The 22,298-nt window shown below is 61.0% G+C and carries 30 protein-coding genes and 1 tRNA gene; 13 read left to right on the top strand and 18 right to left on the bottom strand.

The features are described from left to right. Window positions 1–107 precede the first annotated feature (107 nt). Window positions 108–1,277, bottom strand: coding sequence for an isovaleryl-CoA dehydrogenase (locus V1286_RS14980; protein ID WP_417021143.1), 1,170 nt, complete (start codon window positions 1,275–1,277; stop codon window positions 108–110). A 176-nt stretch (window positions 1,278–1,453) separates the two neighbouring features. On the opposite strand from V1286_RS14980, the gene V1286_RS14975 reads away from it, so the two are divergent. Next, window positions 1,454–2,122 carry a TetR/AcrR family transcriptional regulator gene (locus tag V1286_RS14975; protein ID WP_334480621.1) on the top strand — a complete coding sequence of 223 codons (669 nt, stop codon included), beginning with the start codon at window positions 1,454–1,456 and terminating at the stop codon, window positions 2,120–2,122. A gap of 18 nt (window positions 2,123–2,140) precedes the next feature. Then, window positions 2,141–2,638, top strand: coding sequence for an Lrp/AsnC family transcriptional regulator (locus V1286_RS14970; protein WP_334480620.1), 498 nt, complete (start codon window positions 2,141–2,143; stop codon window positions 2,636–2,638). A 53-nt stretch (window positions 2,639–2,691) separates the two neighbouring features. Here V1286_RS14970 and V1286_RS14965 read toward each other — a convergent pair whose 3' ends face one another. Beyond that, complete coding sequence (locus tag V1286_RS14965) at window positions 2,692–2,997, bottom strand: ETC complex I subunit (protein ID WP_108519475.1); 306 nt, start codon at window positions 2,995–2,997, stop codon at window positions 2,692–2,694. A gap of 229 nt (window positions 2,998–3,226) precedes the next feature. On the opposite strand from V1286_RS14965, the gene V1286_RS14960 reads away from it, so the two are divergent. Next, window positions 3,227–4,372: an OpgC domain-containing protein gene (locus tag V1286_RS14960; RefSeq protein WP_334480618.1), complete on the top strand. Its 1,146-nt coding sequence runs from the start codon at window positions 3,227–3,229 to the stop codon at window positions 4,370–4,372. Between the two features lie 30 nt (window positions 4,373–4,402). Here the strand turns inward: V1286_RS14960 and V1286_RS14955 are convergent, their stop codons facing one another. The 4 genes from V1286_RS14955 to V1286_RS14940 all read right to left on the bottom strand — a co-directional run bounded on the left by V1286_RS14955 (window position 4,403) and on the right by V1286_RS14940 (window position 9,917). Continuing rightward, window positions 4,403–6,214, bottom strand: coding sequence for a carbamoyltransferase family protein (locus V1286_RS14955; RefSeq protein WP_334480617.1), 1,812 nt, complete (start codon window positions 6,212–6,214; stop codon window positions 4,403–4,405). Window positions 6,215–6,969: 755 nt separating this feature from the next. Next, window positions 6,970–8,067, bottom strand: a complete 1,098-nt coding sequence (locus tag V1286_RS14950; RefSeq protein WP_334480615.1) for an amidohydrolase family protein — start codon at window positions 8,065–8,067, stop codon at window positions 6,970–6,972. A 41-nt stretch (window positions 8,068–8,108) separates the two neighbouring features. Beyond that, a complete protein-coding gene (locus V1286_RS14945; protein WP_334480613.1) occupies window positions 8,109–8,885 on the bottom strand; it encodes a cyclase family protein in 777 nt (258 codons plus the stop codon). 48 nt (window positions 8,886–8,933) lie between these two features. Continuing rightward, the gene (locus tag V1286_RS14940) at window positions 8,934–9,917 is read right to left on the bottom strand and encodes a fumarylacetoacetate hydrolase family protein (protein ID WP_334480612.1); all 984 of its coding nucleotides are present in this window, start codon (window positions 9,915–9,917) and stop codon (window positions 8,934–8,936) included. 86 nt (window positions 9,918–10,003) lie between these two features. Here V1286_RS14940 and V1286_RS14935 point away from each other — a divergent pair, with 86 nt between their 5' ends. Genes V1286_RS14935 through V1286_RS14915 form a run of 5 tightly spaced genes read left to right on the top strand, consistent with a single transcriptional unit; the run spans window position 10,004 to window position 13,973 of the window. Next, window positions 10,004–10,930: an ABC transporter substrate-binding protein gene (locus V1286_RS14935; protein WP_417021142.1), complete on the top strand. Its 927-nt coding sequence runs from the start codon at window positions 10,004–10,006 to the stop codon at window positions 10,928–10,930. A gap of 11 nt (window positions 10,931–10,941) precedes the next feature. Then, window positions 10,942–11,640, top strand: coding sequence for a GntR family transcriptional regulator (locus tag V1286_RS14930; RefSeq protein ID WP_334480610.1), 699 nt, complete (start codon window positions 10,942–10,944; stop codon window positions 11,638–11,640). A gap of 4 nt (window positions 11,641–11,644) precedes the next feature. Continuing rightward, entirely contained in the window at window positions 11,645–12,448 is an 804-nt protein-coding gene (locus V1286_RS14925) for an ABC transporter ATP-binding protein (protein WP_334480609.1), read from the top strand. Continuing rightward, window positions 12,445–13,209 carry an ABC transporter permease gene (locus V1286_RS14920; RefSeq protein ID WP_334480607.1) on the top strand — a complete coding sequence of 255 codons (765 nt, stop codon included), beginning with the start codon at window positions 12,445–12,447 and terminating at the stop codon, window positions 13,207–13,209. The genes V1286_RS14925 and V1286_RS14920 overlap by 4 nt, the downstream gene beginning before the upstream one ends. Further along, on the top strand, window positions 13,206–13,973 hold the full coding sequence (locus V1286_RS14915; protein WP_334480606.1) for an ABC transporter permease: 768 nt from the start codon (window positions 13,206–13,208) through the stop codon (window positions 13,971–13,973). The genes V1286_RS14920 and V1286_RS14915 overlap by 4 nt, the downstream gene beginning before the upstream one ends. A gap of 82 nt (window positions 13,974–14,055) precedes the next feature. Here V1286_RS14915 and V1286_RS14910 read toward each other — a convergent pair whose 3' ends face one another. The 8 genes from V1286_RS14910 to V1286_RS14875 form a co-directional block, all read right to left on the bottom strand. Continuing rightward, window positions 14,056–14,346, bottom strand: a complete 291-nt coding sequence (locus tag V1286_RS14910; RefSeq protein ID WP_334480605.1) for a hypothetical protein — start codon at window positions 14,344–14,346, stop codon at window positions 14,056–14,058. Between the two features lie 76 nt (window positions 14,347–14,422). Next, the gene (locus tag V1286_RS14905; protein WP_334480603.1) at window positions 14,423–14,647 is read right to left on the bottom strand and encodes a hypothetical protein; all 225 of its coding nucleotides are present in this window, start codon (window positions 14,645–14,647) and stop codon (window positions 14,423–14,425) included. A 72-nt stretch (window positions 14,648–14,719) separates the two neighbouring features. Beyond that, complete coding sequence (locus tag V1286_RS14900; RefSeq protein ID WP_334489676.1) at window positions 14,720–15,247, bottom strand: CAP domain-containing protein; 528 nt, start codon at window positions 15,245–15,247, stop codon at window positions 14,720–14,722. Between the two features lie 149 nt (window positions 15,248–15,396). Then, window positions 15,397–15,473 (bottom strand) — tRNA-Pro (locus V1286_RS14895). Window positions 15,474–15,561: 88 nt separating this feature from the next. Further along, window positions 15,562–16,008 carry a DUF192 domain-containing protein gene (locus V1286_RS14890; RefSeq protein ID WP_334489674.1) on the bottom strand — a complete coding sequence of 149 codons (447 nt, stop codon included), beginning with the start codon at window positions 16,006–16,008 and terminating at the stop codon, window positions 15,562–15,564. A gap of 178 nt (window positions 16,009–16,186) precedes the next feature. Continuing rightward, window positions 16,187–16,852, bottom strand: coding sequence for a cold-shock protein (locus V1286_RS14885; RefSeq protein WP_334480601.1), 666 nt, complete (start codon window positions 16,850–16,852; stop codon window positions 16,187–16,189). Window positions 16,853–17,050: 198 nt separating this feature from the next. Next, entirely contained in the window at window positions 17,051–17,812 is a 762-nt protein-coding gene (locus tag V1286_RS14880; RefSeq protein ID WP_190241983.1) for an SIR2 family NAD-dependent protein deacylase, read from the bottom strand. A 150-nt stretch (window positions 17,813–17,962) separates the two neighbouring features. Beyond that, on the bottom strand, window positions 17,963–18,199 hold the full coding sequence (locus V1286_RS14875; RefSeq protein ID WP_334480599.1) for a hypothetical protein: 237 nt from the start codon (window positions 18,197–18,199) through the stop codon (window positions 17,963–17,965). Window positions 18,200–18,396: 197 nt separating this feature from the next. Between V1286_RS14875 and V1286_RS14870 the strand changes: the two genes are divergently transcribed. From V1286_RS14870 to V1286_RS14855, 4 genes are all read left to right on the top strand, one after another. Further along, window positions 18,397–18,564 (top strand): hypothetical protein, encoded by a 168-nt coding sequence (locus tag V1286_RS14870; protein ID WP_334480597.1) that lies wholly within the window; start codon window positions 18,397–18,399, stop codon window positions 18,562–18,564. A 645-nt stretch (window positions 18,565–19,209) separates the two neighbouring features. Continuing rightward, window positions 19,210–19,356, top strand: a complete 147-nt coding sequence (locus tag V1286_RS14865) for a hypothetical protein (RefSeq protein WP_190241975.1) — start codon at window positions 19,210–19,212, stop codon at window positions 19,354–19,356. 239 nt (window positions 19,357–19,595) lie between these two features. Further along, entirely contained in the window at window positions 19,596–19,790 is a 195-nt protein-coding gene (locus V1286_RS14860; protein ID WP_108519492.1) for a hypothetical protein, read from the top strand. A gap of 323 nt (window positions 19,791–20,113) precedes the next feature. Continuing rightward, a complete protein-coding gene (locus V1286_RS14855; RefSeq protein WP_334480594.1) occupies window positions 20,114–20,344 on the top strand; it encodes a hypothetical protein in 231 nt (76 codons plus the stop codon). Window positions 20,345–20,356: 12 nt separating this feature from the next. Here the strand turns inward: V1286_RS14855 and V1286_RS14850 are convergent, their stop codons facing one another. Continuing rightward, entirely contained in the window at window positions 20,357–20,653 is a 297-nt protein-coding gene (locus tag V1286_RS14850) for a putative quinol monooxygenase (RefSeq protein WP_334480593.1), read from the bottom strand. Window positions 20,654–20,729: 76 nt separating this feature from the next. Continuing rightward, on the bottom strand, window positions 20,730–20,885 hold the full coding sequence (locus tag V1286_RS14845; RefSeq protein WP_334480592.1) for a hypothetical protein: 156 nt from the start codon (window positions 20,883–20,885) through the stop codon (window positions 20,730–20,732). 250 nt (window positions 20,886–21,135) lie between these two features. Here V1286_RS14845 and V1286_RS14840 point away from each other — a divergent pair, with 250 nt between their 5' ends. After that, window positions 21,136–21,294, top strand: coding sequence for a Flp family type IVb pilin (locus V1286_RS14840; RefSeq protein WP_108519496.1), 159 nt, complete (start codon window positions 21,136–21,138; stop codon window positions 21,292–21,294). Window positions 21,295–21,406: 112 nt separating this feature from the next. Here the strand turns inward: V1286_RS14840 and V1286_RS14835 are convergent, their stop codons facing one another. Both V1286_RS14835 and V1286_RS14830 read right to left on the bottom strand, forming a co-directional pair. Beyond that, the gene (locus V1286_RS14835) at window positions 21,407–21,595 is read right to left on the bottom strand and encodes a hypothetical protein (protein WP_334480591.1); all 189 of its coding nucleotides are present in this window, start codon (window positions 21,593–21,595) and stop codon (window positions 21,407–21,409) included. A 169-nt stretch (window positions 21,596–21,764) separates the two neighbouring features. After that, on the bottom strand, window positions 21,765–22,031 hold the full coding sequence (locus V1286_RS14830) for a hypothetical protein (protein WP_334480590.1): 267 nt from the start codon (window positions 22,029–22,031) through the stop codon (window positions 21,765–21,767). Window positions 22,032–22,298 lie beyond the last annotated feature (267 nt).

Raw genomic sequence — 22,298 nt, 5'->3', positions numbered from 1 at the left:
GCGTTTTCTTTGGATGCTGGAGTGCCCTGGGATGGCTTCAGGATGGCCGGAACAGCCCATTCGAAGAGAATGCGACAGCCTGTATCATCTTTGCCCCGATGTGAAGCTTAAGCCGTCTTTTCAAACAGTTCCCGCCCGATCAGCATGCGGCGGATTTCGCTGGTGCCGGCGCCGATCTCGTAGAGTTTGGCGTCGCGCAACAGCCGCCCGGTCGGGTAGTCGTTGATATAGCCGTTGCCGCCGAGCAGCTGGATGGCGTCGAGCGCGCATTGGGTGGCTTTTTCCGCCGCGTACAGAATCGCGCCGGCCGCGTCCTCGCGCGTGGTCTCGCCGCGGTCGCAGGCCTTTGCCACCGCGTACACATAGGCGCGCGAGGCGTTCATGGTGGTGTACATGTCGGCGATCTTGCCCTGCACCAGTTGAAACGTGCCGATCGGCTCGCCGAACTGCTTGCGCTCATGCACGTAAGGCAGCACCACGTCCATGCAGGCCTGCATGATGCCGATCGGGCCTGCCGCCAGCACCGCGCGCTCATAGTCGAGGCCGCTCATCAGCACGTTGACGCCGCGGCCGACTTCGCTCAGCACGTTCTCTTCCGGGACTTCGCAATCCTCGAATACGAGTTCGCAGGTGTCGGAGCCGCGCATGCCGAGCTTGTCGAGCTTTTGCGCGGTGGAAAATCCCTTCATGCCCTTTTCGATGATGAAGGCGGTCATGCCGCGCGGGCCGGCCTCGGGATTGGTCTTGGCGTAGACCACCAGCGTATCGGCCTCCGGTCCGTTGGTGATCCACATCTTGTTGCCGTTGAGCACAAAGCGGTCGCCCTTCTTGTCGGCGCGGGTCTTCATCGACACCACGTCAGAGCCGGCGCCCGGCTCCGACATCGCCAGCGAGCCGACGTGTTCGCCCGAGATCAGTTTTGGCAGGTATTTGCGCTTCTGTGCCTCGCTGCCGTTGCGGCGGATCTGGTTGACGCAGAGGTTGGAATGCGCCCCATACGACAGGCCGACCGAGGCTGACGCCCGCGACATTTCCTCTACCGCAATGCAGTGCTCGAGATAGCCGAGGCCGGTGCCGCCATACTCCTCCTCGACCGTGATGCCGTGCAGGCCGAGCGATCCTATTTTGGGCCAGAGGTCGCGCGGAAACTGGTTGCTGCGGTCGATTTCGGCCGCGCGCGGCGCGATTTCGTTCTGCGAAAACGCATGCACCGTCTCGCGGATCGCATCCGCGGTCTCGCCGAGATCGAAGTTGAGAAGCAGCCTGCTTGAGGCCATCATTTCCCCCGGTGTATTCCTTGGAATTAAACGATCATACGTTTTTTTAACTTGCCTGCAAGCGGAACCTGTCGGACCTCAAATGATAGCTACAGGCAATTGAAACTACTGTCATTTCGTGACAAAATTATACAATCGACCGCTCGTTTCCACGGCGGCGAATGCCCAGAGGCCCCATGGCGCGGACGATCGGTTCTCACGGCCCGAAGACGATGGAGGCGATCCGCAAGGCCGGGCTGCGCCTGATCTTCGAGCACGGCTACGCGGCCATGAGCCTGCGTCAACTTGCGGCCGAGGTCGGAATCCAGTCGGGCTCGCTCTACAACCATATCAGCACCAAGCAGGAATTGCTGTTCGAGCTGGTGCGGGACCACATCAACGAATTGCTTCGCCAGCTCGATCGTGCGCTGCAGGGCAAGCAGCGGCCGGTCGACAAGCTCCGCGCCTTCACAGCCTTCCACGTCACCTATCACATGACCAGGAAGCGCGAGGTCTTCATCGCCAATTCCGAGTTGCGGAGCCTGGAGCCGAAGAACTACGAAGAGATCGTGGCGCTGCGCGGCGCCTACGAACAGCGGCTGGCGGAAATCCTCAGCCAGGGCGTCGCCAAAGGCGAATTCGAGGTCGTGGACATCCAGGTGGCGACATTCGCGATCCTGGCCCTGTTGACCGGCCTCACCACCTGGTACCGGCCCGGCGGGCGGCTCACCAAGGAAGCCATCGTTGCAGCCCACGAAAAGCTGGTGCTGTCGAGCGTCGCTCCCGGCGCAACACCCAGCCGGGCTCAACCCAAACGTTCCCCCTCCCCGAGCACGGCGACGCGTGGCAGGCTGGAACGCCGATGAGGTGCCCGTGAGGAGCCCATGACGGAACGCCACGCCCTCGACGACATCGACCTGAAGATCCTGTCCGAGCTGCAAAGGGATGGACGTATCCGCAACAACGAACTGGCGGAGCGGGTCGGCATTTCGGAGCCGCCGTGCCGGCGGCGGGTTCGCACCTTGCGCGAGCGCGGCTATGTCAGCGCCATCAGGGCCACGCTCGACGAAACGCTGCTGGGCTACGAAGTCATTTCCTTTGTCCTGATCCAGCTCCAGAGCCAGGCCCAGGCCCCGCTGCAGGCATTCGAAAAATCGATCGCCGCGGTGCCGCTCGTGCTGCAGAGCTGGCGGATTTCGGGCGACGCCGACTATCTGCTCAAATGCGTGGCGCGAAACGTCGAAGGCATGCACCAGCAGCTTCTGCAGTTTTCTGCGATGCCTGAAGTGCGCCACATCAGAACCTTCCCGGTGCTTGGTGTGGCAAAGGACGCGCCGCTGCCGATACCCCACGATCCGGCGGCATCGGGCCCGGCGCAGTAGCCCTCGTCCGGGCTCCGGGCGTCGAGCGGCTGCTGAAAAGCACGCCGGCTAGGCTAATGGGTCCAGGGTTCGACGCGCTTGAAGGCGAAATTGTCGGCGTAGGCGGCCGGCCGGCGCACCGAATCCTTGGGCTCGATCACCTGGTAGGCAATGCCCTTGCGCTCGCAATAGGCGATCGCGTCTTCCTTGGTGTCGAACTGCAGCGTGAGCTGCTGCTTCATGTCGCCCGACGAGGTCCAGCCCATCAGAGGCTCGACCGCCCGGGGCTGCTCGGGCTCGTAATCGAGCTGCCATTCCCGGGCCGTGGCCCTGCCCGATTGCATCGCGTTTTTGGCGGGCTTAAAAATGCGTGCGGTCATGGATGGTCGGGTCCTTGCGTATGCGACACGGTAGCGGTTGGTGGAAACGGCCGGGATAGTATAGAGACACCTTTCAGGAAATTTGATCGGTGATTCCGTAAAACCCGGATGTACCATTTCCGTACCGGTATAGTCATTATGCCGTACTGTGACAATCTAGGGCTATCCGGCGGGCGGGACCTGATTCTGCGGCGCCATCCTCCCGAATCATTACTGCGAAACGGCAGCCATGAAAATCAACGCCACCCTGCCAGAAAAAGGACGCGATCTCCGGCTCGACCTGTTTCGCGGGGTCGCGAACTGGGCGATCTATCTGGATCATATTCCTGACAACGTCGTGAACTGGATCACCACCCGCAATTACGGGTTCAGCGACGCCGCCGACCTGTTCGTTTTCATCTCCGGCTATACCGCCTCCTTCGTCTATGCCCGGATGATGCTGGAACGCGGCTTCATCGTCGGCGCGACGCGGCTGACCAAGCGTGTCTGGCAGCTCTATGTTGCCCACATCATCCTGTTCGTGATCTATATCGCCTCGATCAGCTATCTGGCGCTGCGCTTCGGCGATTCCCAACTGGTCAACGACTTCAACGTCGCTGGCCTGATCGACAATGCGACCGAAACCCTGCGGCAGGGATTGTTCCTGAAGTTCAAGCCCGTCAATCTCGACGTGCTGCCGCTCTACATCGTGCTGATGGGCCTGTTCCCGCCGGTGCTGTGGATCATGCTGCGCCAGCCCAACTGGACCATGCTGGCCGCCATCGTGCTTTGGCTGGTGTCGCGGCAAACGGGATGGAATCTGTCCGCCTACCCGATCGGCACCTGGTACTTCAACCCGTTCGCCTGGCAGGTGCTGTTCATATTCGGCGCATGGTGCGCGCTCGGTGGTGCACGGCAGTCAGCGTCAGTGATCATGCACCCGGCCACGCTCTGGTTCTGCATCGCCTACATGATCCTCGCGCTGGTCATGACCATGGCCGGCAAGTTTCCGGCTTTCGGCGAGCTGTTCCCGCACTGGCTGTATTCGACGTTCAATCCGAACGACAAGACCAATCTGGCGCCCTATCGCTTCCTGCACTTCGTCGTCATCGTCATCCTGGTCATCCGCTTCGTGCCGAAGGAGTGGCCGGGCCTGGAGTGGAGGATTTTCGATCCCTTGGTCGTCTGCGGCCAGCAATCGCTTGCGGTGTTCTGCGTCGGCGTGTTCCTGTCCTTCGTCGGACATTTCATGCTGTCGTTGAGTTCAGGCTCGCTGCTCGTTCAGATCCTCGTCAGCGTGACCGGCATCGCGATCATGACCATTGTCGCGTACTACATTTCCTGGTCGAAGCGGCAGGACAAGCCGCTCAAGCCGCCGGCGCCGAAAGCCGCCTGAGCGCTCTTGGCGGGATCGCGGCAGCCGGCCTCAGGCCGGCTGCGCGGTCGACGCCACCAGCGTGCGCACGTCGGCGTAGACGTTGAGCACCGGCGCGACTACCTTGTGCATCGTATTCTTCGAGACGATCGTGTTGTGCATGACCAGATGATCGACGCCCGTGGTCAGAAAGCAGTTCACGGCATCCAGCGGCGTTTCCACGATCGGCTCGCCCTTGATGTTGAATGAGGTGTTGATCAGCACGGGAACGCCGGTCAGCGCCTCGAATTCTTTCAGCAGACGGTAAAGCATCGGATTGGTTGCTTCGCGCACGGTCTGGACGCGCGCGGTGCCGTCGACATGCACGATCGCCGGAATTTTGTCCCGCCACTCCGGGCGCACCGGCTTGGCAATCAGCATGAAGGGCGAGTCCTCCTCGCCTTCGAAAATTTCCGTCATGCGCTCGGCCAGCACGATCGGCGCGAACGGCCGGAACGCCTGCCGGTGCTTGACGCGGCTGTTGAGGATGTCCTTCATCTCGGGCTTGCGTGGATCGGCGATCAGGCTTCGGTTGCCGAGCGCGCGCGGTCCGAATTCCGACCGGTCCTGAAACCAGCCGATCACCTTCTGATCGGCGAGCAGCTTTGCCGTATCGCGGCAGACATTGTCGCTGCTGACGGCATCGACCTGGATCCGCACCAGAAACTTCTGCAGCTCCTTCGCGGCCTCCTGATCGCTATAGCGTTTGCCGACATAGGAATGGTCCATGACGAAGTCGCGGCGCTGCTTCAGGATTTCGAGCCAGCCGTAATAGGCGCAGCCGATCGCAATCCCATCGTCACCGGCTGCTGGCTGGATCCAGACGTTCTCGAATCCCGCTTCGCGGGCGACCCGTCCATTCGCGACGCAATTGAGCGCGACGCCGCCGGCCATGCAGAGGTTTTTTGCGCCGGTGGTTTCGCGCAGCCACCGGGCGCGGGCGAGCAGCACGTTTTCGGTGTCATCCTGCGTGCGCCAGGCGAGATCTTCCCAGTGCCGCATCGCAGGGCTCTTTTCCCAGTTGCTGCCGGGTTCGAACACGTAAGGCTCCTTGAAATCCGCGGTCCAGTGCGGCACCTGCAGCTTGCCGTCATTCAGTTCGAGCAGATGTTTGACCTGGTTGCGGCGACCATAGGGCGCCAGACCCATGAGCTCGCCGCACTTGTTCCAGTCGCCGAAAATGTAGGTGGAGGCGCGGCTGTAGAGCGCACCGAGACCGGGCATGGTGTAGAATTCATCGCTGAGGAAGCCGCGGTCCGGCTCCATCCAGACCTTCTTCAGGCATTCCAGCGTCGCGCCGCTGAACTTGTAATAGCTCTCCGACTCACGCGCGAGCGGCGTCGCCGTGTCGCTGGCGGGGAAAGATTCCATGACGTCGGAGCGGTAGCTGCCGACGCCATCGACGATCATCACGACGCCATCCTCGAACGGCGACACCGCGAACGCGCTGTAGGCGTGCGCCAGGTGGTGGGAGATCGTGACCACCTTGTCCTGACGCGACAGATACAGCGGGTGCTTGGCCGCGTCGCCGCGCTCGAAATCCGGAAGGAAGCCCGGCGCATCGAAGTAGACCAGCCGCTCCTCCATTTCCTGGACCGGCAGGATATAACAATTGCGCACCACCAGATCGACGTCATCGAGTGTGATGCCCTCAGCTTCGAGGCAATAGTCGATCACTTCCTTGTAAAAGCCCGATGCATGCTTGGCCCGCGTGATCCGCTCCTTGGCGATCGCAAACGCGATGGCGCCGTCGCGCAACAGGCAGGCGCTGACATCATGGTCATAGGTGTTCAGGCCAAGGACATAAGTGTGCTTTTTGGGCATGGGTACTCGTTAAGGCGAGGTGGTCTTACGTTGAAAAAATGGAAATCGTGTCGAGATCAAGTTGCCGGCGTGGCATTGCCGTAGCTTCTCTCGAAATTCTGCGGCGCACAATCATCGGCGTTCAGCAAACATTCAGGAAGATGAACGGCGCAATGCAAAAACCCTCGATAAACCGGCTGTAACTTGACCTTACCTGCCCTTCTTAATAAAGTCCCGAAAGCTCGAAAGAACCTTAGTAAAAATATTATCTTAGCGCATCTGAACCGAAAGCTGCCTCGCGCGTCTAAGTGAGATAGTCCCGAAGTCCAGATGCCTTGGAAGTGACCCGGAGATTCCCGAATGGCTAAACGCTACAACGTCCTGACTCGCTGCCTTGCAGCTTTGGCTTTGTTCTTCGTCTACTTCGTCAGCACGTCTGCTGTTCTGGTAGGCGCAACGACTTCGCCGGCGCAGGCGTACCGTGGTGGCCGAGGCGGCTTCCGCGGCGGTCGTGGCTTCTATCGCGGCGGCGGTCGTGGCTTCTATGGCCGAGGTTATGGGCGGGGCTACTACGGACGAGGTTATGGCTTCTATGGCGGGGGTCCGCGCTGCTGGTGGAACCCCTACGGCGTCCGCGTCTGCAGGTGGTGATATAGGCCGGTCGTCGTCGCCTTAGACGGGACCGGAGAAGATCGAGGCGCGCCGGACAACCGGTGCGCCTTTTCTTTTTTATGGATCGCTTCGCGACGTGAGCAGAGGCTCGACTTGCTGCCAAACTAGCTTGCCAATCGCGGTAACAACTTGAGCGCATTCCCCCGCTCGATCGCCGCGATCTGATCGTCTGTGAACACACCCGCCTCGCGCAGTCCCTTCACATGATCAATGCCGGTGCGGTACGGGAAATCCGTTCCGAACACGATCTGCGACGGCGGGATGATCGCCGCCAGCGCCGACATCGCGCCGCGGTTGGAGGTCTGCGCGGTGTCGTAGAAGAAGCGCTTCAGCTCGGTGAGCGTACCGTCAGGCACCGTCTCCTTGGCCTTCGGCACCAGCAGCGGATGGCGGACGAAGCGCTCGATCAGGAACGGCATGGTCCCGCCGGCGTGCGAGAAGATCCAGCGGATTTCGGGAAAGCGCCGTGCGTTGCCGGAGAAGATGATGTCGGCGATGGTGCGCGTCGTGTCAGTGCCGAACTCGATCATTACAGGCGGCTGCGTCGGCGCCAAGTTCACGCAGCAATTGGCCGCCGTCGGATGGGTGTAGACCAGCGCCTTGCGGCGGTTGAGCTCCTCCATGACCGGCAGGAACAGCGGGTCGCCAAGCCACTTGTCGCCGTAGCTCGTCATCAAGGCGATGCCGTCGGCCTTGAGCGTGTCGAGCGCATACGTCAGTTCGCGCAGGCTGCCTTCGGCGTCGCTGAGCGGCAGCATCGCGAAATTGCCGAAGCGCCCGGGATAATCCGCGACCAGTTTTGCGGCATACTCGTTCGACTCGCGGCAGAGCTTTCGCGCCGCATCGCCTTTGGTGAAATTGACCGCGGGCGTTGTCACCGACAGCATCGCGGTGGCAATGCCGGCCTTGTCCATATCCGCGAGCGATTTCTCGATCGTCCAGTTCTTCATCAGCGGATCGCCGAAGCCGCCGTCGTTCGACGCCGTCACGTAGGTCGGCGGCGACAGATGATGGTGAACGTCAATCCGGAACGGTTTTGCCTCGACGGGTTGCGCCCCTGCCCGGTCGCGCCCCATGGCCGCTGATATCGCCAGCGCGCCGGAGCCGAGCATGAAGCCGCGTCGGCTTAGGTTTGAGAGCGACGGACTTGACCGGCCACAGCAGAAGCAGCCCCGCAGCGAGGGCGTACGCAAATCCGTCATTCGTTCTCTCCCCGATTTTTGTTTGTTGTTGCGTGCAGCCTTCAGCCGTCAAGAATGGCGACCGCACGCGTCCACCCGGCCGAAGCGCGTTCGATCTTCACCGGGAAGCACGACACCATGAAGCCGGTCGACGGCAGTTGTTCGAGATTGTGCAGCTTTTCGATGTGGCAATAGCCGATGTGGCGGCCGGCCTTGTGGCCTTCCCAGATCAAACTAGCATCCCTGGTCTCGGCATATTTCTTCGCGGTGTAGACGAACGGCGCGTCCCAGCTCCAGCCGTCGATGCCGGTCAGCCGCACGCCGCGCTCCAGCAGATACATCGTCGCCTCGTAACCCATGCCGCAGCCGGACGTGACGTAGTCCTGCCTTCCGTATTTGACGCCGGCGCTGGTGTTGACCACGACGATCTCCAGCGGCGACAGCGTATGCCCGATGCGCTTCAATTCGGCCTCGACATCCTTGGCGGTCGCGACATAGCCGTCCGGCAAATGCCGGAAGTCGAGTTTCACGCCCGGCTGAAAGCACCATTCCAGCGGCACTTCGTCGATGGTCCAGGCGCGCTCGCCGCGATTCATGGTGGGATGGAAATGCCAGGGCGCATCCAGATGCGTCCCGTTGTGGGTGGAGAGCGATACCTGCTCGACCGCCCAGCCCTGTCCGTCCGGCAGGTCTTCCGCCTTCAGGCCGTCGAAGAACTGCAGCATGCGCGGCAGGCCCTGCTGGTGATCGATGTACTGGATGGTCGGGTGATTGCCGGGCGGATCGGCCGGCACGTCGTTTTGCAAGGGAACAGAGATATCGATCAACTTGCGCGCCATGGCGTTTCCTCGCTGGTGTTCTTGTTTTGCCGACCTGTCCGGAGGCGGCTATTGCCGCTCGACCCGGTTCTTCAAAGTGCCGATCTTTTCGACTTCGAGTTCGATGGTATCGCCGTGCTCAAGATACCAGCCGAGCTCGAGGCCGCAGCCGTTGCCGACGGTTCCGGATCCGATGAATTCGCCGGGCATCAGGGTCTCGTCCTTGCTGACATGGGCGATGATCTCCTCGAACGAGAATAGCATGCCCTCGGTCACGCCCTGAGAACGCATCTTGCCGTTGACGCGTGCTTCCATCTTCAATTTATAGGGATCGCCGATCTCGTCCGGCGTGACGATCCATGGCCCCATCACGTTGCCGCCGTCAAAGCTCTTGCCTTTCGCCGGCCCCAGCCGCCCTTCCATTTCAATGCGCTGGGCATCGCGCGCGGAAAAATCGTTGAAGATCGTATAGCCGAAGATGTGGTCCCTGGCCTTGGCCGCGGAGATGTTGGCGCCCTTGTTCCTGGTGATGATGCCGAATTCAAGTTCGTAATCCATCACCTGACTGTAACGCGGCCATTTCACCGTGGTGTTGGTGCCGCGGACGCTGAAACGGTTGGTGATGTAGTAGATCGGCTGCTTGCGATAGACCTCCGGCAATTCGCCCAGCGGCTCCGCCTCGATCCGCGCCAGCTCGGCCATGTCGTTCTTGGCGCGCGCGGCGAGCTTGAGCTGTCCGCGCGGGGCTTGCAGGATGTGCAGCGGAAACGACATGCCGTCCCGCATCTGCCGCGGCTCGGGGATTGGCGCGAGAATTTCGGCCGTCCCGGTCTTGATGGATAGGCTCTCGTCCTTGCCGTGCTTCTCGAACAGCTTCGCCGCTTGTTCGAGCGCGCTCTCGCCGGCGTCGATCAATGCCAGCATCGATGCGAAGGCCGGATTGGCGCTTCCGCTCCGGTTGGCGGCGGCTGCGAGATCGAACAGAAGCGTATCGGCTGTATGCACGATTCCGATCTTTTCCTGTCCGCCGGATTTGAATGTCGCGAGTTTCACTGGATGACCCCTTGTTTTCCGATGAAATATATGATCAAAAAAAATATCGATAAACAAGACAGAAAAATGTGAGTGGGGAAAACACCGTGAAGAAAAAGGCTCTTGCCGCCCTTGCGGTCGGCGTGGCGCTGACCGGCACCGCCTTTGCCCAGGCCAAGATCCAGGTCGGCTGCACCGCTACCTCAGACTGCGCTTCCGCGATTGTGGCCATCGACGAAGGCATTTTCAAAAAGCACGGGCTCGAGGTCGAGATGACGCCGATCGGCATCAACTCGAATATCCCGGCGGCGATCCTGTCGAACTCGATCCAGATCGGCGGACCGACCTCGACCGTGTTCCTGCAGGCGGCCGACGGCGGCCTCGATCTCGTCGCCGTCGCCGGGGCAACCGTGATGAGCCCGGTGTCGAATGGCAACATCACCGCCTTTGTCCGCAACGGCATCACCATCAAGGAACCGAAGGACTTTGTCGGCAAGAAAGTCGGCGCGCCCGGGCTGAACGCCTTCCTGCATGTACTGTTCGTGAAATGGCTGGTGGAGAAAGGCGTCGATCCCAAGGGCGTCAATTTCGTCGAGGTCACCTTCCCGACCATGGCCGATATCATCAAGTCCGGCGGTGTCGACGCCGTGCTGACCGCCGAACCGTTTGTGACCCGCATGACCAATGCCGGGCTGGGCTCGGTCGGCGCACGCTATGCGGTCGAACTGGCGCGCACCGATCCGATCATCTTCTATGCTGCGTCGCGCGAATGGGCGGACAAGAACGCCGCGGCGATCAAGAAATTCCGCGACGCGCTCGCCGAATCCGCTGTCATCGTCAACAACGACCGCGAAAAGGCGTCGGCCTCGATTGCAAAATTCACCAAGCAGCCGATCGAGGTGGTCAAGGCGACGCCGCCGAACCGCTCCGAACCGGTGCTGAAGCTCGAACAACTGGCCTGGTGGATCGAAGTGATGTCGACGCAAAAGATGCTGCAATCCAAGCTCGACACCTCAAAACTGGTCCTGAAGTAACGGATTGCACGATGCCGGCTTTCGACCGCCAACCGAACCGACCGGTGACCGAGGCCGTCACGCTGAGCGAGCGTGCGGCCATGCTGGTCGAACAGGACATCCTGGCCGGTCATCTGGCACCGGGATCGCGGCTCGGCATCGTCGATCTCGTGCAGCGCTACGAGATCGGCGCGACCCCACTGCGCGAGGGCCTGTCGCGGCTGATGTCGCGCGGACTGATCGTCGGCACCGGACAACGCGGCTTTCGCGTCGCCGACATCAGCCGCGAGGATCTGCTCGACATTACCTGCATGCGCACCGCGATCGAGATCGAGGCCATCCGCCTCGCCATCGTCAATGGCGACGACGCCTGGGAGGCGGGAATCGTCAGCGCCCTGCACCAGATGCGCCGGCACATAGAGCGCACCGGCGATGAATTCCGCGAGGGTGCGGAGGATTTCGACCGGCTGCACAAGGGCTTTCATACCGCGTTGCTGGCCGCCTGCGGTTCAAAACGCATGCTATCAGCCCATTCCGATCTCTACGACCAGGCCTATCGCTATCGCAGGGTGATGATGCGCTCCTTCGACAGCGGCAAGAAGTTCGTACGCGCGCACCAACTGCTCGCCGACCGTATCATCGCGCGCGATATTCCCGGCTCCCAGGCGATGCTGGAAGCGCATCTTCGCTCGACCATGGACTTCGTCTATCCCTCAGGCAGCAAGAGCTGACATCATGGCAAGCGCCGCTAAACGCCTCGAAACCGTCCCGGGTACCCCTGCGCCGCAGATCCGGTTTGACGAAGTCACGCTCCAGCTCGGCGGCAAGACCATCATCGAGAATCTCAGCCTGGGTGTGCAGCCCGGCGAATTCCTCTGCATCGTCGGCGCCTCCGGCTGCGGCAAGACCACGGCGCTGCGTCTGGCGGCAGGTCTCTACCAGCCGACCAGCGGCAAGGTGAATTTCGACGGCCAGCCGATGCGCGAGCCGCGGCGCGAGATCGCGATCGTGTTTCAGGATTACGGCAAGGCGCTGCTGCCGTGGCGCACCGCGGCAGGCAATGTCTCGCTGGCGCTGGAGGCGGGTGGCATGCCGTCCGCCGAGCGCCCGGCCCGCATCGAGGAATTGCTCCGCACCGTCGGCCTGCCCGGACACGCCGGCAAATATCCGTCCGAAATGTCCGGCGGCATGCAGCAGCGCCTGCAGATCGCCCGCTGCCTGGCGCAGGAGCCGAAGACGCTTCTGATGGACGAGCCGTTCGGCGCGCTGGATGCGATGACGCGGCAGGGTTTGCAGGACGAGGTGCTGACGCTGGTGGCGGCAAGCGGCGCGACCGTGATCTTCGTAACCCATGACCTTGATGAAGCCATCTATCTCGGCGACCGCGTGATCGGCCTGTTGCCGCATCCGGGACGGATCGGCATCGAGCTATCGGTCAATCTGCCGCGCCCGCGCGAGCAGCTATCGACCCGCGAACAGCCTGAATTCCTGCGACTGCGGCGGCAATTGTTCGACTTCATCAAGGCGACCGAGCAGTGACCGGCAATTCCGCCAAGGCGCTGGCGCTGCCGCTCGCGGTACTGGTGGCGTTCGAAGTATGGGTGCGCGCCACCCATCTGCAAAGCGACAGCCTTGCGCCGCCGAGCGAGATTGTCATGGCGCTCTTTGGCGCCTTCACCGATCTCTCGATCCTGGCGGCGACGCGCGACACCCTGTTTTCGGCTTTTGCCGGGCTTGCGATCGGCACGGTCATTGGCCTTGCGCTCGGCATTGCCATCGGAATCTCCGATACGCTCAACCGCCTGATGGAAGTGACCGTCGAGGCGATCAGGCCGATCCCCTCGATCGCGCTGTTGCCGATCGCGCTGATCGCACTCGGTTTCGGCTACCGCATGGAAATCGTGATCGTGGCGTTTGCCTGCGTCTGGCCGGTCCTGATCCTTTCCCGCGCCGCGGTGCGCAGCATCGAGCCGCGGCTGATGGAAGTGGCGCGGGCGTTACGCTTGCCGCCGGCGCAGCGGGTCTGGAAGATCATCATCCCGGCGGCGCTGCCGCGGATCTTCGTGGCCTTTCGGCTGTCGGCCGGTATCGCGCTGATCGTCGCCGTGACGGTCGAAATCGCGATCAATCCGCTCGGCCTCGGCGCCGGCATCATGCTGGCGCAGCAAGCGCTGCGCCCCGACCTGATGCTGGCCTACCTGGTCTGGATCGGCATCATCGGCTACGCGCTGAACATCCTTCTGACCGTGGCCCAACAGCGCCTGTTCGGCCGCGCCGCGTTGAGCGGAGACGGTCAATGAACCGGACTGTCATCTTGTGGCGCGTGGCGAGCTTTGCGGTCGCGGCCGGCTTCATCGCGCTCTGGCAATTGATCGCCAATTTGAAACTGGTGTCGCCGGTGTTCCTGCCGGGGCCGGACCGGGCCTGGGCCTCGCTGGTGCGCGGATTTTCCACAGGCGATCTCTGGAGCAAGCTCGCCGGCACCCTCGAACACATGGCCTATGGCTGGCTCGCCGCCTCCATCGCCGGCATCGCGATCGGCGCGATCATCGGATCGTCGCGCACGATGCGGATCTATGTCGCGCCCTCGCTGGAGTTTTTGCGGCCGCTGCCGGTCTCGGCGATCATTCCGGTTGCGATCGCCATGCTCGGATTGACGCAGGCGATGGCGCTGTTCGTGATCGCCTTCGGCGCGATCTGGCCGATCATGCTGGCGACCATCCACGGGTTTGCCGCGGTCGAGCCCCGGCTCTACGAGGTGGCGCGGTCGCTGCAGATGTCGCGGCTCGCCGTGATCTTCAAAATTGCGTTGCCTTCCGCCAGCCCCGACATTCTCGCCGGCATGCGCCTCAGCCTGACAGTGGCGCTGATTCTCTCGGTGGTCTGCGAAATCCTGGCCGGCCTCGACGGGCTCGGCCACTGGGTGCTGCTCTCGGCCCGCGCGTTCCGCTCGGCCGACCTGTTCGCCGGTGTGATCCTGCTGGGCGTCACCGGTTACGTGACGTCGGTGGCGATGTCGCTCGCCGAGCATCGTCTGTTGGCATGGCAGGCCTCGCAGCGCTAATCGATGCGCCTTATCCTTCGAGCGGATGCCATTGGCGCGCCTCGCGCGAAACGCCCCGCGCGGCACTAAGGCTGGAGGCGCTCTAAGGCTGGGAGGCGCTTTCCGGCACGGCGGATGGTGGAACATCGGTCCGGAAGCGCTGCGGCTCACGTTGGAGCCAAAGCGATCGCCGCTTCCCTGCACGCACCAGATCACCGCTCAGGCGCCCGATCGAGCGCAGGAACGCTTTGGGACTGAAGGTGACGAGCACCTCGTGGTGCCGCATCCCCTTGCCGCCCTTGACCAGCCCGAGGTCGCGGATGATGCAATATGTCCCGCTGCTCATGCGGGCGAACTTCGCACCTTGAAAATGATTGCGCACACGCGACAACATGCGTGCAGCATGCATCGCACGTCGATTCAGTCAATCTTGACGACCGCCGAATCAACCGCGTCGAGGTGCGAAGCCGTCAAAGCGTTGCGTTGTTGCCGCGCTCGCCGATGCGATGCACCTTGCCGGTCGGAACCCTGACGCGGCTCAACACCTCCCGGCGATCGCTCATCCGCGCACTCGACGGCTCGCGCTGTGCAAAGCATTCAAGAATCTGGATACGGATTTCCTCCGCGACCGGACCTTCGACCTGGCGCATGCGATTCCAGAGCCGAATTATTTCCCGTTGCTTCTCGACATCCATTGGTCACCTCCGAGGAATGACCAAGAAGAACATAACAGGAACGAGCTTGCAAGCTACAAGTTGCAACTTCCCCTAAAAGCAGATGCTGAGAATCTTCAGTCGGCAGGCCTCAGCTGCGCGCGATTTAGGTCTGGCAGCGGTTGCCTGCTTTGAATCCTTCGGCGAACTCTTGGGTGAACTCTTCGGTTTCTTGGGACGCTCATAGTCGCCAGCAATCACCATGGCCCAATACATACGACCGGTCTTCGCGCTTTTCACGCTGGCTACACCGACGCGCGTGGCGCCGGGCAGCAGCAGGTTTTTTCGGTGACCTGACGAATTGATCCACTGGTCGAGGGTTTTGGGAAAACTGTCATAGCCATACGCAATGTTCTCGGCGGCCCGGCCGGCGCCCGCCGGGTCGACACGCGAATTGAACCGGCCGAGGACATCGTGATCCAGTTGGTCCTTTGCGGCCATCGCCTGGGCTTGATCGTGTGCAATCCGTGTGAGAGCAGCATCCAGGGTGACGCGCTTCTCCCCGTGCTTTAGCCGAAAGTCAGAAATCAGCTGCGCCGGATTGGCCGCGGCCGTCTGGCCCAGGACAGTCAGGACTGTCATGGCCAAACAAAACGCCAGCCCCAGCAAAAGAGCCTGCCGCGCCAGAATGGCTGTCTTCCTGCCCGTCACAAGTATTCCCCTGCCCCTTCCCAACTGGGACCGCTGGGAAGATTCAAATCGAAAAACACGCAGCAAGTCATTGATTTTATTGGTCGGGGCAGCTGGATTCGAACCAACGACCTGCAGTACCCAAAACTGCCGCGCTACCAGGCTGCGCTATACCCCGATCTGTATTGGGAAATGCGTCGATACACGCTTAAACCCCGGCCATCAAGGCGATCTGCAAGACGATCTGCAAGGCCGATCTGAAAGGCTCAGCGCTTGCTGAAGAGCGGGTGCGCCACCCGGTCGCCGGGCTGAATTCCATATTTTTGCGCCGTGCCGGCGATCACTTCCAGCACGCCCTTGGCGAGACCGCCTGAGGAGATGATCCTGGTGGAGAGCGGCTCGGTATTTTCGGCGATGCGCAGGATGCGGCCGTCGGCGCGGATGAAGATCATGTCGAGCGAGATGTAGGTGTTCTTCATCCACATCGAGATCTGCTGCTCCGGCGAGAAATCGAACAGCATGCCTTTGCCGTCAGGCAGTTCCTTCCGGTACATCAGCCCCTGGGTCTTCTCCTCCTCCGTCGTCGCCATCTCGACTGAGAACACGCGCACGCCCGACTTGGTGGCGATCTCGAGCGGCTGAATGCTCGCGGCCCGCGCGGCAGGATTGATGCACAGGGTAACAACAACGGCGGACACGGCAGCCAGCAACATCATCAGGCGGCCGCCGATCCGAAGCCGCGCAACCATCAAAGCGAAATTCATCAATGCACTCATGCCGGATATCTGGGAATTGCCGGGGAACCCTAACCCGACGATTGCGGCAAATGCCAGAGGCCGCCGCGCGGGTGCGCGGCGTCCGGCTCACGTTTGCGTCAGCAGCGCGGCAGCATTAGTGCGAGGACAGCGCCGACGGGCCGGTCTCCGGATGGATCTCGGCCGCCATCATGCCCTTGGAGCCAGGCCCAAAGCGCACGAGCACATACTGGCCAGGACGCAGCTCGGTCATGCCGAAACGGCGCAGCGTTTCCATGTGGACAAAAATGTCGGGCGTACCCTCGCCGCAGGTCAGGAAGCCGAAACCACGCAGCCTGTTGAACCACTTGACCTGGGCCCGCTCCAACCCGCTGGTCGGCGTGACGCTGACATGGGTCCGGGGCGGAAGCATTTGCGCCGGATGGATCGCGGTCGATTCGTCCATCGAGACGATTCGGAACGCCTGATAGCCCTTGGCGCGCTGCACACACTCCACTACCAGCCGCGCGCCTTCATAGGCGGTCTGATAGCCATCGCGCCTGAGCACGGTGACATGCAGCAGCACATCGGGCCAGCCATTGTCCGGCACGATGAAGCCGTAACCTTTGGAAGCGTCGAACCATTTGATGACGCCGGATATTTCGACAAGGTTGGCTGCGGCATCACCGAGCCCCGATAACGCATCCACCGCCGGATCGCGTTGCGTTCCGGTTGTGTATTCACCTGGTCCAAGTCTGTTTTGCCCTGTCCCGCCTGACGGCGGCCCCCCGAGCTTCTTGGACCCAAATTCGTCCGACCCCATGACCCCGGACCTCACACTTCAAAATCGGTCCACTGTCGCCGTCGCGGACCGGAACACGCGCCCTACCATGACCATCATGGTAACGCAGCGCGAATCTCTCGAATCAAAAGATAACACTCCCCATTGCTGCGCATAGCTAAAAAAAACAAAATTGCGGGGGCTATGAACAGGCTTGCACAACTGCGAATCAGTTGGCGATCAATTGCCTACAAACGGTCCGAGCGTTTCCCCGATGTCGAAACGGATCACCAGATCGGCGACATCGTCTTGTTCTGTCGGCTCATTGTTGATGATGACCAGCTTCGCACCGCAATTCCTGGCCATCAGCGGAAAACCTGCGGCGGGCCAAACGACTAGCGATGATCCGATCGCCAGAAACAGGTCGCATTGCCGGGCCAGTTCGGTAGCGCGACGCATCGCGTCTTCCGGCATCGACTGTCCGAACGAGATCGTCGCGGTCTTCACCGGCTCGTCGCAGATGGTGCAGTCAGGCGCGCTGCCGGTTTCTTCGAAACGCGCCTTTACCCAAGGAAGATCATAGGCATGCCCGCAGCCGATGCAGCGGGCATAAGTGGTATTGCCGTGCAGTTCGACCACGTCGTCCGACTTGAAGCCCGACGCCTGATGCAAATTGTCGATGTTCTGGGTGATGATCGCCGGCGTCTTGCCGGCCTTGTAGAGCGAGGCCAGCGCGCGATGCCCGCGGCCGGGCCGGGCCGCCGCAAAGGTCTCTTCCATCGCAAAGCGCCGCCGCCAGGCCTCGGCCCGCGCCTCAGTGCTGGAAACGAATTCGTCGAACGCGATCGGGCGGTTACGGGTCCACAGGCCGCCGGGTGAGCGGAAATCCGGAATGCCGCATTCGGTGGAAATGCCGGCTCCGGTAAAGGGAACGATACACGCCGCTTCGGCGATCATGTTGCCGAGCTGCTCGACGCCGCTGCGCAAATCCTTGGCGATCACCGCTGATATTTCCGAAACTGTTGGGCCGCGCGGACTATAGCACGGCCGCTCGGATTGCCAGATCGATGCGCCCTGCCCGGCAGCATGCGCATCGTCAAGGCGGCCTTATCAGGCCGCCTTATGGGCGGCGCGCGTATCAGGCGGCCCTCATCATGCTGCTTTAGCGACCGGTTCCTTCGGCTGTTTGGCTTCTTCGGTCTTCTTCGCCTTGGGCGCGGGTGCACTTTCCGTCTTCTTCACCGGCTTGCCGTATTGGGCGAGCTTATCCAGTTCGGCTTCGAGCTCGGCGCGACGTGAAGCGACTTTCTCGAACAGCTTGTCTGTCGCGTTCTCGCGCAGACCAGCGAGTTCTTCGATGCTCAGTGAATCCAGATCGATCTTTGCCAATGGAACCTCCCGTTTCGTCTTTCGCTAACGGGAACTCGCGTGAGCGACAAGAATACGTCACAGCTTATCCACTGCCTTCGCTTCGCAACGACGGGCGATCACAATGCCGCAGCCTCGCTTCCGCATTCACGCCCCATTCGCGCGCGCCAATAATGGCGGGGCGCGAATCAAAGAATCAAACAAGACACGGATGGGCGATGACGGAGAAGGAAGAAAGACTCGCGCGCGACCGCGCCGAAATCGAAGCGCGCGTCGCGTGCTTCAGGGAAACCCAGCAGAAGTTTGAACGCGAACGCGAAGAGTATTACGAAGCGACCCTGGCCAATGCGCTGAACGGAACCAGCCGGCCCTCGTTCTGGCGTTGAGGCGAAACCGGTAGAATCCTCCTTCGCCGTTATCGCCGGCGGAATATGTCGCGTGGAACCGCAAGAGAAATTCGCCAAAAGGATTCCTGGAAGAGAATTCCGGGAAAGACCCTGTCTGCATCTTCGGATGTGGCGGGTTTGATTGTGGAGCGAACGGCCCTGCGGCCGCGCGATCGGGATCGCGAGCCATGCGATCGGGCGGGTCTGATCATCGGATTACGCCGGAACTAACCCGGCCCTTGCGGAGTTTATTCGTGGGGAAAGGTGCGTCATGCCCGTGTGGTTGGAAATTCTGATCAATGTGATCGGTTATGCAGGCTTCATAGCCATCGCGACCTATCACCGATCGCCAAGCAACAAATTGCCGGATCGTTGAGCGCCGAACGGTCGGGCGTCAGTCGATCCGGCGCCGATCGCGGGATTGAGAACGGTTGAGAGCAAGACTCCTTTTGTTCTCGCAGAACGAACAGGGGGCGCGTTTTCCGGCGCCGTTGCCTTGTTAAGATATCGTTACCTCGCCACTTCGTCCCCTCACCCATCCGATCGATCCCGCGCGGATTTTCTGTCTCTCATCGCCACGTCCGGTCACGTGCCGGACGTCGAACCTTTTTAGCGCAGCCCGTACATATCTAAAAAGGTGCTGCGATGACCCAAGCCGACCACTATCGAGACCAGTCCAACAGAGCCCGGCGGCTGGCCGAAGCCGTCAAGGATCCGGAAGCCTCGAAGAAGCTGATCGAGATGGCCGAGGAATTCCGCCTCTACGCCGAGCGGCTGGAACAGATGCACTAGGATATTTCGATCCCGACTGAACAGCGCCGGGCTTCAGGTTATCGTTTTGTCGCGTGCGCTTGACGCCGTGTCCCCCGGATCAGGCTTTCATTCGAAAACGCTATAAATTTTTTCGACGCCGGTCAGGGAAACTTAAGCCTCCATTTACCGAGCATCCCTGAAATGCTGCCCCATTAACCCAACCTCTTTACAAAGCGTAAATCGGCGCCTGACAGGGTTTGGCCCAGGAGGGTCATCCCATGGTCATTTATCCCATACCGGTTGAAGTGACGCAGGCCAGAATACAACTCGTTGTCGATCAGAACGCCAAGGCGCCACCGACGACGATCAACCAGGATCTTCAGGCCGTCTATCACGCCAAGGCAGCCGCCGTGGAAGCGGCCCTTGCAGATGTGCCGCCCGACGAACCGTCCCTGCTGGACGTCAAGGTCTGACCGAGCCAGGAAGCCCACGACGAAGCGGGGCTACATCACGTTAATATGTGAGCCGCTGTGCCTGCACGGCGGCGAGCATCATCGCGCCGCCGATTTCGGCAAGTACTGCCAACACAGATCCATTGCGGCCTTTACTTTAAGCCAGGAAAGCGGAGCAAGTCGTAGACACGATCGTCGGCGTGCTAACGACCAATAAAATCCATGCCAGCATCTGAAATGCTCCCAAAGGCAAAGTGCATGCGCAAACGCTAACGCTTCGCATGTGGAGATGACTGTGCCGGCGGTCACATCCGCCTTGCCTGCCGCGATGCTAGCGTTCAGCCATGATGCTGTTTCGCGCCATCGTGCTCTGGACCGTGCAAATGCTGCTGTTCGGCATCGGCATTGGCACGGCAGGACTGCTCGCACATCTGTTCGGCCCCATCATTGGTCAGGCCTTCGCGATCGATGAACTGATACCGACCGCGCTGATCTTCTTCACCGTAGCGGCGGCGTTGGGCTGGCTTGGAAACAGGTTCTGGCCCGAAGACTGGATGCACAATCCCCTGCTCTAGCGCCGCACTTTCCTATCGCGGTATCGCCTCGGCGCGATAGATCTTCGTCCCTGACGTCTCGACGATCCGGCCCTTGAGCGATCTGACAAACACCTTCGAATCTTCGACGGCGAAATGCGTGCGCAACGCCGCCTCATCAGTCCAATGCTCGAAGAAGAACAGCCGCATCGGGTTCTGGCAGTCGACATGCACGTCATGCGAGATGCAGCCCGGCTCCTTCCGGGAGCGCTCGACATGTTCGAGAGACGAGCGGAGCACGTCGTCGAACGTCTCCTCGCGCGCCAAAATGCTGCCAGTTACGAGAATCATGCCGAGCCCCCGTCCACCAACCGCCTGCCCTCGGAAAGGCGCCGGTCTTTGCGCGTCGAGGCGGGCAGACCCTTCGTTAATGCAACAGGCGCGGCACGACAACCGATACCGCCAGCAATACGCCGAGGCTGCTTACCACGGACAATTTCATCCGAGCCGTCCTGGCATCGGTAATCGGTAATACGAAAAAGAAAATCATCGCGAGAATGAGCAGGACGTTGGTCAGAAACATGGTCGATCCTCCTCCGTTGGCGCCACGATGGACGGAGAGGCCAAATCGCGTATGTGTGAGGGATCACGCTGGTAATGCGGCGCTCGGGCTCGCCAAAAGACATTGGTCTGAAAAGCAAGGCGGCGATCGAACGCGATTGAATCAACTCTGGCCTGCAACTCCAATAAAATTTGCAATTTTACGCTTTTGGTTCTCTTGATAGCCACTTGGGCGTGCCACACCATATTCGTCAAAATTCGAGAGAGAATGTATGTTTGGGAAATTCCTGCGCGACGAGTCCGGCGCCACCGCAATCGAATACAGCCTCATCGCCGGATTTATCGCCCTGGCCATTATCGCCGCTGTCGGAATGACCGGCCAAAGGCTCGTCGAACTGTTCGAGAGTCTCATCCCCGCACTGACGCGCTAAGCTACGGCTAAAGCCGTCAAACGCGAAAGACCTCCGAGCCGAAGCTGGAGGCCTTCACTGTCACGAGGGGTACATCCGCCCTTCACGACATCACTGGAGCGCAGCAAGTGCGCTATGATTTTGTTTCGGCAGCTTCACGGGCACGCCGCTCTGCCTTGAGCCGCTCGAAGTTCGCACGAAAAGCGTCGTCGGCCTTCTTACGCGCAATAAGCGCCTTCTCGGCGTCCTTGCGGGCCTGCTCTTTCTTTGCCTCGCGCTCTTCCTTCGTGGGCGACAGCTTCTCGTGGGTTTCGTAATCCATGACCGTCAACGTTTTATGACGTTAAAAGTTCCTGACCCTGAAACCCTCGTTTCCTTGACATACTTGAGTTGGCAGGTATCGGGAAGTTGATGCTGGTTCGCGAAGCAGATCACAGGGGTCGCCGGCGAAACCAGACAAAGAAAAAGCCCGGATTGCTCCGGGCCATTCCTTACCAACCGTCGTAGTACCGGTAGTGGCGATAGTATCGCGGCCCGTCGTAATACGCATACGGTCCACCACCATAATAGCCGTACCTCGGGCCATAGTAGTAACCGTTGTTGTAGGCGTTAGCTGCTGCCGCCGCGCCTAAAACGCCTGCGGCGACGCCGAAGCCGATGGCCGCGTTACGGCCGCCACGCGCTTCCGCCGGGGAGCTGACGACGGCGGTTGTCGCAAGCGCGGTAACGGTTGCGAGTGCAAGTCCTATCTTTCGCATATGGGCCTCCTTTCCGTAGCCGGGTTAACTCCTCCCGCACGAGGGTGTTGCAGGAACTTGCCCAGTTTAGTTTTCGGATTTTTGCGAAACGGATTTCTGTTCCCGTGATTCAGCGAATTTCCTGAAACCGGCTAGCCGACGCGCCCTCGGCGCCATTCACCAAGCGCCCACCTACGATGGGCGGCGCGGGGTGACGCGCAATTGACACGCAACACACTGCCCCGTGATGCATTTTGCTGCTATTTATTGCCCCGAGCGCCCCAAACG

It is taken from the genome of Bradyrhizobium algeriense (genome assembly GCF_036924595.1).
Classification (GTDB): Bacteria; Pseudomonadota; Alphaproteobacteria; order Rhizobiales; family Xanthobacteraceae; genus Bradyrhizobium; species Bradyrhizobium algeriense.
The sequence above is the reverse complement of the archived record's forward strand: the minus strand, read 5'-3'. Positions and strand labels throughout refer to the sequence as shown.